Annotated in this window: 11 protein-coding genes; 4 read left to right on the forward strand and 7 right to left on the reverse strand. The window is 66.5% G+C overall.

The window, feature by feature from the left end; genetic code table 11:
* Nucleotides 1-172: 172 nt before the first annotated feature.
* Nucleotides 173-1,651 carry a replicative DNA helicase gene (gene dnaB, locus IEZ15_RS12670; RefSeq protein WP_189276610.1) on the reverse strand — a complete coding sequence of 493 codons (1,479 nt, stop codon included), beginning with the start codon at nt 1,649-1,651 and terminating at the stop codon, nt 173-175.
* A gap of 459 nt (nt 1,652-2,110) precedes the next feature.
* Here dnaB and IEZ15_RS12675 point away from each other — a divergent pair, with 459 nt between their 5' ends.
* On the forward strand, nt 2,111-3,448 hold the full coding sequence (locus tag IEZ15_RS12675; RefSeq protein WP_189276612.1) for an MATE family efflux transporter: 1,338 nt from the start codon (nt 2,111-2,113) through the stop codon (nt 3,446-3,448).
* A 90-nt stretch (nt 3,449-3,538) separates the two neighbouring features.
* On the opposite strand, the gene rplI is transcribed toward IEZ15_RS12675, so the two are convergent.
* From rplI to rpsF, 4 genes are all read right to left on the reverse strand, one after another.
* Nucleotides 3,539-3,985 (reverse strand): 50S ribosomal protein L9, encoded by a 447-nt coding sequence (gene rplI / locus IEZ15_RS12680; RefSeq protein WP_093895069.1) that lies wholly within the window; start codon nt 3,983-3,985, stop codon nt 3,539-3,541.
* Nucleotides 3,986-4,003: 18 nt separating this feature from the next.
* Nucleotides 4,004-4,240, reverse strand: coding sequence for a 30S ribosomal protein S18 (rpsR, locus tag IEZ15_RS12685; protein ID WP_003967857.1), 237 nt, complete (start codon nt 4,238-4,240; stop codon nt 4,004-4,006).
* Nucleotides 4,241-4,283: 43 nt separating this feature from the next.
* A complete protein-coding gene (locus IEZ15_RS12690; RefSeq protein ID WP_189276614.1) occupies nt 4,284-4,898 on the reverse strand; it encodes a single-stranded DNA-binding protein in 615 nt (204 codons plus the stop codon).
* A 74-nt stretch (nt 4,899-4,972) separates the two neighbouring features.
* On the reverse strand, nt 4,973-5,263 hold the full coding sequence (gene rpsF / locus IEZ15_RS12695) for a 30S ribosomal protein S6 (protein WP_015609864.1): 291 nt from the start codon (nt 5,261-5,263) through the stop codon (nt 4,973-4,975).
* Between the two features lie 277 nt (nt 5,264-5,540).
* Here rpsF and IEZ15_RS12700 point away from each other — a divergent pair, with 277 nt between their 5' ends.
* From IEZ15_RS12700 to IEZ15_RS12710, 3 genes are all read left to right on the forward strand, one after another.
* Nucleotides 5,541-5,855, forward strand: a complete 315-nt coding sequence (locus IEZ15_RS12700; RefSeq protein WP_189276615.1) for a hypothetical protein — start codon at nt 5,541-5,543, stop codon at nt 5,853-5,855.
* A gap of 240 nt (nt 5,856-6,095) precedes the next feature.
* Nucleotides 6,096-7,214 carry a lipid II:glycine glycyltransferase FemX gene (locus IEZ15_RS12705; protein ID WP_189276616.1) on the forward strand — a complete coding sequence of 373 codons (1,119 nt, stop codon included), beginning with the start codon at nt 6,096-6,098 and terminating at the stop codon, nt 7,212-7,214.
* Nucleotides 7,215-7,319: 105 nt separating this feature from the next.
* Nucleotides 7,320-8,351 (forward strand): alanine racemase, encoded by a 1,032-nt coding sequence (locus tag IEZ15_RS12710; protein ID WP_114245532.1) that lies wholly within the window; start codon nt 7,320-7,322, stop codon nt 8,349-8,351.
* Nucleotides 8,352-8,402: 51 nt separating this feature from the next.
* Here IEZ15_RS12710 and IEZ15_RS12715 read toward each other — a convergent pair whose 3' ends face one another.
* Together IEZ15_RS12715 and IEZ15_RS12720 are read right to left on the reverse strand one after the other, a co-directional pair.
* Nucleotides 8,403-9,896 (reverse strand): glycosyltransferase family 87 protein, encoded by a 1,494-nt coding sequence (locus tag IEZ15_RS12715; protein ID WP_189276617.1) that lies wholly within the window; start codon nt 9,894-9,896, stop codon nt 8,403-8,405.
* A 120-nt stretch (nt 9,897-10,016) separates the two neighbouring features.
* On the reverse strand, nt 10,017-12,704 hold the full coding sequence (locus tag IEZ15_RS12720) for a transglycosylase domain-containing protein (protein ID WP_189276618.1): 2,688 nt from the start codon (nt 12,702-12,704) through the stop codon (nt 10,017-10,019).
* Nucleotides 12,705-12,996: the final 292 nt, after the last annotated feature.

A 12,996-nucleotide genomic window follows, 5' to 3' on the forward strand; every position in this document is an offset into this window, starting at 1 on the left:
CCGTGAGCCCACGGTGTCAGCGGGCTTCTACAGGGCACCAGCATCAGAGCCCAATCACCCATACGAGTGGGCGGCTTGACCTGCCAGTCTCAGATTCGTGTCAGATATGCCATCGCTTGGCCATCGCTCGTGAGATTTGGCCACGAAATCTGAGACCCTACAGACCACCCACTCAGGTCTGTGCCATGTCCACGAAACGCGAGTAGTGGCCCTGGAAGGCCACGGTGATCGTCGCCGTCGGGCCGTTACGGTGCTTGGCGACGATCAGGTCGGCCTCGCCGGCGCGGGGGGACTCCTTCTCGTAGGCATCCTCGCGGTGCAGCAGGATCACCATGTCGGCGTCCTGCTCGATGGATCCGGATTCACGCAGGTCGGAGACCATCGGTTTCTTGTCCGTGCGCTGCTCGGGGCCACGGTTCAGCTGGGAGAGCGCGATGACCGGGAGCTGCAGCTCCTTCGCGAGCAGCTTGAGGTTTCGGGACATGTCCGAGACCTCCTGCTGGCGGCTCTCGGCACGCTTCGAGCCGCCGGACTGCATCAGCTGCAGATAGTCGATGACGACGAGCTTGAGGTCATTGCGCTGCTTGAGCCGACGGCACTTCGCCCGGATCTCCATCATGGACAGGTTCGGGGAGTCGTCGATGTAGAGAGGGGCGGCCGAGACATCCGGCATCCGGCGGGCCAGGCGCGTCCAGTCCTCGTCGGTCATGGTGCCGGAACGCATGTGGTGCAGCGCCACTCGCGCCTCGGCCGAGAGCAGTCGCATCGCGATCTCGTTGCGCCCCATTTCGAGGGAGAAGATCACGCTGGGCAGGTTGCTCTTGATCGAACAGGCCCGCGCGAAATCCAGCGCCAGAGTGGACTTACCCATGGCCGGACGGGCCGCGATGACGACCATCTGGCCCGGGTGCAGGCCGTTCGTCAGGGCGTCGAGGTCGGTGAAGCCGGTCGGCACCCCGGTCATCTCACCGCTGCGCGAACCGATCGCCTCGATCTCGTCGAGAGCGCCTTCCATGATGTCGCCGAGCGGCAGGTAGTCCTCGCTGGTGCGCTGCTCGGTGACGGCGTAGATCTCGGCCTGCGCGGAGTTCACGATGTCGTCCACATCGCCGTCGGCCGCGTATCCCATCTGCGTGATCTTCGTCCCGGCTTCGACGAGCCGCCTGAGGACCGCCCGTTCGTGGACGATCTCCGCGTAGTACGAAGCATTGGCCGCGGTCGGCACGGACTGGACGAGGGTGTGCAGATACGGAGCTCCGCCCACCTTGGTGATCTCGCCGCGCTTGACCAGTTCGGCCGCCACCGTGATCGGGTCGGCCGGCTCCCCCTTGGCATAGAGGTCGAGGATCGCCTGATAGACGGTCTCGTGGGCGGGGCGGTAGAAGTCGTGTCCCTTGATGATCTCCACGACGTCGGCGATGGCGTCCTTGGACAGGAGCATGCCGCCGAGGACCGACTGCTCGGCATCGAGGTCCTGGGGCGGCACCCGCTCGAAACCGGGGGAACCGCCCTCCCATCCGCTGCTCTCCCTGCCGCGTTCGTGCTGCTCGCCGCGGTCCCGGCCCTCGCCGCGGCGCTGGCGGGAAACGGGCAGACGGTCACTGGGACCGGCGTCGGCCCAGGGGTCGTCCAAAGGCTCGGGAATGCTCACCGGGCCACCTCCTCCCGTCCGCTCCGCGGACCTCGCCGTGCCACTCTTTCTTACGGCACAGCACCGACAAACAAGACGCCCGACTCCGGTTCCGGCACGTCGAGTTCTGCGGGGTTCCAGGGCCGGAACGGGGTGCGGGCGCCGGACCACGGTAGGCCGCTCAGCACCGTCAGCCAATCTGGTTATCCACAGGGCATGTGGACGACGGACCAGATGCTGTGGAGAACTCTGCAGAACCTGTGCACGGAGCGGGGGACAGCACTGTGGACAAACTCATAGCAGCCACACCATCAAGGCCCTGACCTGGAGTTTCTCCGTCCACGGGCTGTGGGGGAGAAAAACTTTCCGAGTCAGCACAAGATCACGACAAACGGCACACAGGAGAATGTCGAGTGGCAACAAATGTAAGGACTGCATGAGGATTGCATCCATTACCTGTGGAAGATTAGATTGGCCCTCGTGATCCAGGCCCCGGCACCTCTGCCGCCCAGTCGTCGACGGCACGACCGCGAGATCATCTCGCTGGCCGTCCCTGCCTTCGGCGCGCTCGTCGCCGAGCCGCTCTTCGTGATGGTCGACAGTGCCGTCGTCGGCCATCTCGGCACATCGCAGCTGGCCGGCCTGGCCGTCGCCGCAGCCCTGTTGACCACCGCCGTCAGCGTCTTCGTCTTTCTCGCGTACGCCACCACCGCGGCAGTAGCGAGGCAGGTCGGAGCGGGCGATCTGGCCTCCGCGATCCGGCAGGGCATGGACGGCCTCTGGCTGGCCCTACTGCTCGGCATCTTCGTCGTCGCCATCATGCTCCCCACAGCGCCTTGGCTCGTGGACGTCTTCGGTGCCTCCGACACCGCAGCCCCCTACGCCACCACATACCTGAGGATCTCCAGCCTCGGCATCCCGGCCATGCTCGTGGTGATGGCCGCGACCGGTGTACTCCGTGGCCTGCAGGACACCCGAACCCCGCTCTATGTCGCCATCGGAGGCTTCGCGGCCAACGGAGCCCTCAATGCAGGACTCGTCTACGGCGCCGGGCTCGGCATCGCCGGATCGGCCTGGGGCACTGTGATCGCACAGATTGCCATGGCCGCCGCTTATCTCGTCGTGGTGGTACGGGGAGCACGTCGGCACGGCGCCTCGCTGCGGCCCGACGCCGAAGGCATCAAGGCCAGCGCCCAGGCAGGCGTTCCGCTGCTGGTCCGCACACTGTCGCTCCGTGCCGTGCTGATGACCGCCACAGCCGTCGCCGCCCGCCTCGGCGACACCGAGATCGCCGCGCACCAGATCATCCTCTCGCTCTGGAACCTGATGGCCTTCGCCCTCGATGCCATCGCCATTGCAGGGCAGGCCATCATCGGCCGCTACCTGGGAGCCGATGACGCCAAGGGCGCACGCGAGGCATGCCGCCGCATGGTGCAGTGGGGCATCGCTTCCGGGGTGGCGTTCGGGGCACTGATCGTCCTCGCCCGGCCGTTGTTCGTGCCCCTGTTCACCGGCGACCAGTCCGTTCAGGACACGCTGTTCCCGGCGCTGCTGGTGGTGGCGCTGTCCCAGCCGATCGCCGGCGTGGTCTTCGTCCTGGACGGAGTGCTGATGGGCGCCGGAGACGGGCGGTATTTGGCCTGGGCCATGCTCGTCACTCTGGCCCTCTTCGCACCGGTCGCCCTGCTGGTGCCGACGTTCGGCGGCGGCCTGACCGCACTGTGGTGGGCGATGGCCCTGATGATGACCGTCCGCATGGTGACGCTCTGGCTGCGCACCCGATCGGGCAAGTGGATCGTCACCGGAGCCACCCGCTGAACCACCGGCCGACGCCCCGTTTCACGTGAAACAGCAAAGGGCCGTACCCCGTGGGGTACGGCCCTTCACCTGCTCTGGTGAGCTGTGCCCTTAGGCAGCAACGACCTCGATGCCGAGCTTCGCAGCGACCTCGGGGTGCAGACGCACGGACACCTGGTGTCCGCCCAGCGTCTTGATCGGCGAGCCGAGCTCGACGCGACGCTTGTCGACGTCGGGACCACCGGCAGCCTTGATCGCCGAGGCGATGTCGGCCGGGGTCACGGAGCCGAAGAGACGGCCGGCGTCGCCGGAGCGAACGGCCAGACGGACCTTCACGGCCTCGAGCTTGGTCTTGATCTCGTTGGCCTGCTCGATCGTGGCGATCTCGTGGATCTTGCGGGCGCGGCGGATCTGCGCCACGTCCTTCTCGCCACCCTTGGTCCAGCGGATGGCAAAGCCACGCGGAACCAGGTAGTTACGGGCGTACCCGTCCTTGACGTCGACGACGTCGCCCGCAGCACCGAGGCCGGAGACCTCGTGGGTGAGGATGATCTTCATGATTCGGTCACCCTTCCCTTATCGCGCGGTGGACGTGTAGGGCAGCAGCGCCATCTCACGGCTGTTCTTGACTGCCGTGGCGACGTCACGCTGGTGCTGCGTGCAGTTGCCGGTCACGCGGCGGGCACGGATCTTGCCGCGGTCGGAAATGAACTTCCGCAGCATGTTCGTGTCCTTGTAGTCCACGTACTGGGTCTTGTCCTTGCAGAACGCGCAGACCTTCTTCTTAGGCTTGCGCACAGGCGGCTTCGCCATGGTGTTTCTCCTGTGTGATCAAGAAGTGGGAGTACGAGCTGCCCTAGAAGGGAGGCTCGTCCGAGTAGCCGCCGCCGGAACCGCCGGAGCCGCCGGAGCTTCCGCCCCAACCGCCTCCGCCGCCCTGCTGACCCCCGCCCTGCTGGCCGCCGGCAGGCGCGCTCGTGGCCCACGGGTCGTCGGCGGGAGCGCCGCCGCCACCCTGCTGGCCACCGCCACCGGGACCGCCGCCCCAGTTGCCGCCGCCCTGCTGGCCGCCGCCGTATCCACCCTGGCCGCCCTGACCACCGCGACCGGTGGTCTTGGTGACCTTGGCCGTGGCGTTCTTGAGGCTGGGGCCGACTTCCTCGACGTCCAGCTCGTAGACCGTGCGCTTGACGCCCTCGCGGTCTTCGTACGACCGCTGCTTGAGCCGGCCCTGCACGACTACGCGCATGCCTCGCTGAAGCGACTCGGCGACGTTCTCCGCCGCCTGCCGCCAGACCGAGCAGGTGAGGAACAGGCCTTCGCCGTCCTTCCACTCATTGGTCTGCCGGTCGAAGATGCGGGGAGTGGACGCGACACGGAACTTCGCGACCGCCGCACCGGACGGGGTGAAGCGCAGCTCGGGGTCGTCGACGAGATTGCCGACGACCGTGATGACGGTCTCGCCTGCCATGGGTGAACCTCTCGGCGGGGATTGCTTCTGGCTGCTTGCTGCTACTCGAACCCGATGACCGCTGAGCTAGATGCTCAGTGGATCTCGGGACGGAGGACCTTGGTCCGGAGGACCGACTCGTTCAGGTTCATCTGGCGGTCGAGCTCCTTGACGACCGCAGGCTCGGCCTGCAGGTCGATGACCGAGTAGATGCCCTCGGGCTTCTTCTTGATCTCGTAAGCGAGACGACGACGGCCCCAGGTGTCGACCTTCTCAACCTTTCCGTTGCCCTCACGGACGACGGAGAGGAAGTTCTCGATCAGCGGGGAGACAGCGCGCTCCTCGAGATCGGGGTCGAGGATGACCATCACTTCGTAGTGACGCATGTGGAACCCACCTCCTTTGGACTCAGCGGCCACGGTCGTTCCGTGGCAGGAGGGTCGTGATGCGTAAGCAACAGTGTCTCCGAGTAAAACAGCCGCCACTGACAGCACCCTCTGTCGAGAGGGGCTGACGTGCTGGCCTGGGCAGACACCGGTGCAGACGTTACAGACTACCCGCACACCGGCTTCCGGTTGAAATCCGGTGCTCAGGAGACGCAATCTGTACACATCGGGTGTGAGCGGCGCCACGATGCGCCGCCTTTCGGCCAGGAGGTACTCCATGGCACAGGCAATTCGACCCCGTCCTCCCGTCTCCCTTCTCGCCACGGACGGCAAGCCCCATCCACTCCAGCAAGCCCTGGTGGTGGTGACTCTGGTCCTCGGTGCGCTCGCCTTCGTGACGGCGATGTTCGACAGCCTGCATCTGATCAGTTCGTGGGCCGGACTCATCGGGATCCTCACGGCTGCGTACGGGCAGTACGTCTCGGTGACCACGCGCGAGAGGTTCCCGCTGATCATCGGCCTGGGCGCATCCGCCATCGGGTTCTTCCTCGGCATGGCCCACGGTGGCCTCTTCGGCGGCGTGGTGGGCTGATTCGAGACAGACGCAACCAAGCACAACCAGACACAGCCGAACGCACGGGCCCGGCGCGAGGACCCCCGTTCAGGGGCTTGGCGCCGCGCCACGTACAAGGGCGGGGCCATCCGGGTCCCGGCGGGACGGACCGGCAAGGTCCCATAGGGCCAGACGGCGCGCTCCCCGGTCGCAGTAGGCTTCGGCGCGAGAGCCGGAGCCCCTGACCGATGGGGACACACCTGCCGAGGAGCGCCCCGCATGAGCCTGACCCTGAGGACCATCAGCCGAGAGCAGCATCTGGCGTACATCCAGAATCTGCCTGCGGCGAGCCACTGCCAGGTCCCGGCGTGGGCTGATGTGAAGACCGAATGGCGCTCCGAGAATCTGGGATGGTTCGACAGGAGCGGCGAGTTGGTCGGTGCCGGTCTGGTGCTGTACCGCCAACTGCCCAAGATCAAGCGGTACCTCGCGTACCTTCCCGAGGGCCCGGTCATCAACTGGCACGCCCCCAACCTGGACGACTGGCTGCAGCCGATGCTGGCGCATCTCAAGCAGCAGGGCGCCTTCTCCGTGAAGATGGGCCCGCCGGTCGTCATCCGCCGCTGGGACGCGGCCGCCATCAAGTCCGGTATCCAGGACCCCGATGTGAAGCGCCTGCGCGATGTCGAGGCCACCCACATCGAGCCACGCGCCTTCGAAGTCTCGGACCGGCTGCGGAAGATGGGCTGGCAGCAGGGCGAGGACGGCGGCGCCGGATTCGGTGACGTACAGCCGCGCTATGTCTTCCAGGTCCCGCTGGCCAACCGGTCGCTCGAAGATGTCCTCAAGGGCTTCAACCAGCTGTGGCGACGCAACATCAAGAAGGCCGAGAAGGCCGGCGTCGAGGTCGTCCAGGGCAGTTACGAGGACCTCGCCGAATGGCAGCGGCTGTACGAGATCACCGCGGTCCGCGACCACTTCCGGCCGCGCCCGCTCTCTTATTTCCAGCGCATGTGGACGGTGCTCAATTCCGAGGACCCCAACCGCATGCGGCTCTATTTCGCGCGGCACAACGGCGTGAACCTGTCCGCGGCGACGATGCTCGTCGTCGGTGGCCACGTCTGGTACTCGTACGGCGCGTCCGACAACATCGGGCGCGAGGTCCGGCCCTCGAACGCGATGCAGTGGCGCATGCTGCGCGACTCGTACGCGATGGGCGCGACCGTCTACGACCTGCGCGGTATCAGCGACTCGCTCGACGAGACGGACCACCTCTTCGGTCTGATCCAGTTCAAGGTCGGTACCGGCGGCGAAGCCGTCGAGTACATCGGCGAGTGGGACTTCCCGCTCAACAAGCTGCTGCACAAGGCGCTCGACATCTACATGTCGCGCCGCTGATACGCGTCGTCCCGCTGACGAAACCGGCTTCATTCGTTTCAATGGGGACTTCGACTCCGCACACCTCCCACACACCGCAACCACCAGAAGGGTTCCGGACCGGCCATGGCGCTCTCCCTCTACGTCGACACCGCGCGCTGGCGGGCGCACCAGAAATCCGTCCTCGACCAGTTCCCCGGCCTCGTCCCGGTCTGCAAAGGCAACGGATACGGCTTCGGTCACGAGCGGCTCGCCGACGAGGCCATCCGCTTCGGTTCCGACACGCTCGCCGTCGGCACCACCTATGAGGCGGCCCGCATAAAGGACTGGTTCAGCGGCGATCTGCTGGTCCTCACCCCGTTCCGCCGGGGCGAGGAGCCGGTGCCGCTGCCCGACCGTGTCATCCGGTCCGTCTCCTCCGTGGACGGCGTGCACGCCCTGGTGGGCGCGCGGGTCGTCATCGAGTGCATGAGCTCGATGAAGCGCCACGGTGTCAAGGAGGAGGAGCTCGGGCAGCTGCACGCCGCCATCGAGGACGTACGCCTCGAAGGCTTCGCCCTGCACCTGCCGCTGGACCGCACGGACGGCTCGGACGCGGTCGAGGAAGTCATCGGCTGGATGGACCGGCTGCGCGCGGCCCGGCTGCCGCTGCACACCATGTTCGTCAGCCATCTGCGCGCCGAGGAGCTGGGCCGGCTCCAGCAGCAGTTCCCGCAGACCCGTTTCCGCGCCCGCATCGGCACCCGGCTGTGGCTCGGCGACCACGAGGCGACGGAGTACCGGGGCGCCGTTCTGGACGTCACACGCGTCGTCAAGGGTGACCGTTTCGGTTACCGCCAGCAGAAGGCCGCCTCGGACGGCTGGCTGGTGGTCGTCGCCGGCGGTACTTCGCACGGTGTGGGCCTGGAGGCCCCGAAGGCCCTGCACGGTGTGATGCCGCGTGCCAAGGGTGTCGCCCGCGCGGGCCTGGCCACCGTCAACCGCAACCTGTCGCCGTTCGTCTGGGCCGGCAAGCAGCGCTGGTTCGCCGAACCGCCGCACATGCAGGTGTCGATCCTGTTCGTCCCCTCGGACGCGCAGGAGCCGAAGGTCGGCGACGAGCTGGTGGCCCATCTGCGCCACACGACCACCCAGTTCGACCGCCTCGTCGACCGGTAGGAGCCGCCGAGACGCTCTTCAGGGGGCCTTGGCCCCCTGAAGAGACCCGTCTCAGTCGGCGGCCGGTCCGTGCCCCGCTCCCCATTCCACCCGCGGCCCCTCGACGGCGGGAACGGCATGCCGCGGCGGATGCGCCGCCCGCCCCAGCACGAATGCGTCCTCGGCCCCGTCGAGCACCCCGCCGGACGGATCGTCCGACCCGTCGCGTCGTACGACGTCCCGCTCCGGCATGAGAATGTCCCGTACGACAACGGCGCAGAGGTACAGCGTGCCCAGCAGGTGCAGGATGATCGCCAGCTGATACCCCTCCGTGGGCAACCCCTGGTGCTTGTCCCCGCTCGTCGTGTACGCGAGGTACATCCAGATGCCCAGGAAGTACATGACCTCGCACGTCTGCCAGATCAGGAAGTCGCGCCAGCGCGGCCTGGCCAGGGCGGCCAGGGGGATCAGCCACAGCACGTACTGCGGCGAATAGACCTTGTTGACGAGGATGAACGCTGCGACGACGAGAAAGGCGAGCTGCGCGAAGCGCGGCCTGCGCGGTGCCGCCAGCGTCAGCACGGCGATGGCCGCGCACAGCAGGGCCATCAACAGCTCCGAGACGTGGTTGACGGTCGGGGTCTCGATGGTCATGCCGGTGCGCTGGGTGATGATCAGCCAGAAGGAGCCGAAGTCGATGCCCCGTTCCTCGCTGAAACCGTAGAACTTGCTCCATCCCTCGGGCGCGAAGATCATCACCGGCAGATTCACCACCAGCCAGGAACCCGCCGCCCCGAGCGTCGCCAGCCCGAACTCCCGCCATTTGCCCGCCCGCCAGCACAGCACGAAGACAGGTCCCAGCAGGAGCACGGGATAGAGCTTGGCGGCCGTGGCAAGCCCGATGAGGACGCCGAACGCCAGCGCCCGCCCCCGGGACCACATGAGCATCGCGGCAGCCGTCAGCGCGACCGCCAGCAGGTCCCAGTTGATCGTCGCGGTGAGCGCGAAGGCGGGCGCGAGAGCGACCAGCAGTCCGTCCCAGGGGCGGCGCCGGTGTGTACGGGCGACACAGACGGCGATGATCACGGCGCAGATCATCAGCATGCCGGCGTTGACCATCCAGTACATCTGCTCGCGGTGCTGAATGGATCCGCCCGGTGTCAGCCAGGACGCGATCTGCATGAACACGCCCGTCAGGACGGGGTACTCCAGGTACTGCATGTCGCCGGGCAGCCGGTCGAAGTACGGCACGAGACCGTCGGAGAAGCCACGTCCGACATAGAGATGCGGAATGTCCGAGTAGCAGGCGTGCGTGTACTGCGAACCGGCGCCCCTGAACCACGCCCAGTTGTAGCAGGGCAGCTTCTGCACCATGCCCAGCGCGAACATCCCGAGGGCTACCAGCGCGATGACGCCCACGGGCGTGAGTGCCGTGCTGCCGAGCCGTGTCCAGCGCCCCGACCGGCCGCCGATCAGCTCACTGCCTGCCTCGGCGATCTCGTCCTGGTGTGTGGGCCGTACGACGGGCCGTTCCTGGTGCACACTCGTGTCTTCTGCGCTTGGCATGCCGCTCATCCTGCCGTACGGGACTGTGGAAACGACGAGGGCCGCCACACCATGTGGTGCGGCGGCCCTCGTCGCCAGGTCCGGTCGGCCGGATCGCCGGTCTACCCGGCCGGAGGGACGTTAACCGGCCGGGCCCCCGAAGATTCCGCCGTTCCCGTTCCCGTTCCCGTTGCCATTGCCGTTGCCGCCGCCCGGTAGCGAGGAGGTCGGCGACGGGCTGGTGCTGGGACCGCCGGCGGCTCCGCCATTGCCGGCGCCGTTGTTGGTCCCGCCGTTGTTGTTCTGGCAGTTCCAGTCCCATGCGCTACAGGTGTCGCTGGGGTCGGGCGTCGGCGGGGACGGGCTCATCGAGGGCGACTTGGTCGCCGACGCGGACGGCGAAGGCGACTCCACCGTGGTGGGCAACGGCTTGGGGCTCTGCGCGCCGCCACCGTAGACCTTCTCACCGATCGGCATCGGCTTCGGGAATGTCTCGACCTTCTGGCCCTGCATCGCCTCCGCCATGTAGTCGTGCCAGATCTGGGCCGGGAACGAGGCACCGTGGATCGTCTGCTCACCACCCGTGCCGTACATCTTCTCGAACTTGCGGTTCGTGTTCTTCTCGTCGTCGTCCAGCCGGTACATGCTGATGGCCGTGGACAGCTGCGGTGTGTAGCCGACGAACCAGGCCGACTTGTTGTCGTCCGTCGTACCCGTCTTGCCCGCCACGTCACGGCCGGGGAGCTGCGCGGGGGTACCGGTTCCCTTCTCGACGACGTTCTTCAGGACGTCGGTGACGTTGTCGGCGATCTCGGGACGGAAGGCGCGCTTGCGGACCTCCTTGTGCCGGTAGATGGTTTCGCCCTCGTGCTTCACCTCCGTGACCGAGTAGGGCTCGCGCTGCTGTCCGCTGGCGGCGAAGGTCGCGTACGAACCGGCCATACGGATCGCACTGGGCGAGGACGTACCGATGGAGAACGACGGCACATTCGAATCCGCCATGCTGTCGTCGTCCTTGAGGCCGGCGGCAATGGCGACGTCCTTCACCTTGTCGGTGCCGACGTCCATGCCGAGCTGGACGTACGGGGAGTTGGCGGACCACTGCATCGCCTCACGAAGGGTGATGTTGCCCCTCGACTCATGGCCGTCGTTGGCCTGCAGCCACTCCTTGCCGTTCTCGTCGGTCCAGATCTGACCGTTGTACTCCTTGATCTTCAGCTTGTCGTCGGCGTTGTAGATGCTCAGCGGCGAGACCTGCTCACGCTGCGAAAAGTCCTGGTCCTCGCCGAGCGAGGGGTCGCGCTTGCCGTACTCCATCGCTGCCGCCAGCACGAACGGCTTGAAGGTCGAACCGACCTGCGCACCCGTGGGGTTGGCGTTGTTGGTGTAGTGCTTGGTCGCGTCCTGACCGCCGTAGATCGCCACGATGGCACCGGTCTTGGGATCCACCGACCCGCCGCCGAACTGAACGTGGGTGTCCGTCTCAGGACGCTGCTTCGGCTTGATCTTTTTGTCGTAGACCTTCTGGACCGCAGCGTTGAGCTCTTCGACCTTCTTCTTGTTGAAGGTGGTGTGGATCTCGTAGCCGCCCTGGGCCAGCTTGTCAGCCGTCATACCCTCGACGTTGTTCAGGGCGTACGACTTGGCGAGGTCGACCAGGTAGCCGGTCTGACCGCCCAGCTGGGCGCTCTTCCTCGGCGGAAGGGGCATCGGGAACTTGGTGTACTTGTCGCGCTCCGCCTGCGAGAGACGCTTGTCCTTCACCTCTTCGTCGAGGATCCACTCCCACCGCTCCTTGGCACGCGCGGTGTTCTTCTCCTTGGTGGCCTGCTTCGCATCCTCCTCAGGGACGCCCGCCGGGTCGAAGTAGGTAGGACCCTTGAGCAGCGTGGCCAGGAACGCACACTGACTCGGGTTCAGGTCCTCGGCGTCCTTGTTGTAGTACGTACGGGCCGCCGCCTGGATCCCTGAGGCACCTCGCCCGTAGTAGGAGATGTTCAGGTAGTCACGGATGATGACCTTCTTGTCCGTCTCATTGGTGACCTTGAGCGTGATGAAGAGTTCCTGGAACTTCCGGCTCAGGGTCTGATCCTGGGACAGGTAGGAGTTCTTCACGTACTGCTGGGTGATCGTCGATCCACCCTGGGTCTGGCCGCCGGTCGCCATGTTGTACAGAGCACGGGCGATGCCCATGGGGTCGATGCCGCTGTCATGCTCGAAGGACTTGTTCTCAGCCGAGATGACCGCGTTGCGCATGGCTTCGGGGATCTGCGCGTAACCGATCATCTGACGGTTGACCTCACCGCCCGTGGCGACCATCTGCGAGCCGTCGTCCCAGAAATAGACGTTGTTCTGCGCTTTCGCGGTGTGTTTCACATTGGGCTTGTCGACCATCGCGTACGCGAGACCGGCCAGGCCCATGAGCAGGCCGAGGAAGCCGATACAGAGGCTGGAGACCTGCTTCCACGACGGCACCCAGCGCCGCACGCCGTACTTCCCCGCGCGCGGGTAGTCGATGAAGCGCTTCTTGACAGGACGCTGATTACCACGGCCACGCCCCCTGCCCGGGCCCTCGTGTCCGCTGTCGCCACCACCACCGCGACGACGGCCACCGCCGCCGCCACGGCTCCCTCCGCCGCGCTGGGCGGCTCGTCTCGCCTCGGCGCGTCCGCCGTACGGGCTGTCCCCGCCGTGCGAACCGGAAGGTGACTCGGAAGTTACTCCGCGTGATGGAGCGGCGCGGCGTCCTGAGGACTGCTGGGCGGCTCGTCTGGCCGCTGCGCGCCCACCACCTTGCGGTTGCGGCGTTTTGCGACGGTGCTCGCTCATGGAACGACTACTCCTCGGGCAGGCGAGAACGCCTGGAAGCGGCAGTTGAGATCCGGTCCCCCCGAATTACGGACCAGCCCTGCGGCAGGCTCATCCGCAGTGCATCCGATTGGTCCGCGAAGACTGACGCGCACAGGCGTCTCACGGTTCCCGGTGGTCTGCATGCCGCACAGACTACGCACGGTCAAAACCCTCCTAGGGCCGAACTTCACCCCAAACGACGCAAGTCGGTGCCTACGAATTCACGATGTGACGCCGTTCACGATGACCCCTCTTGTCGCAGCGCGACGAC

The sequence above is a fragment of the Streptomyces atratus genome, assembly GCF_014648655.1.
In the GTDB taxonomy this organism is placed as follows: domain Bacteria; phylum Actinomycetota; class Actinomycetes; order Streptomycetales; family Streptomycetaceae; genus Streptomyces; species Streptomyces atratus.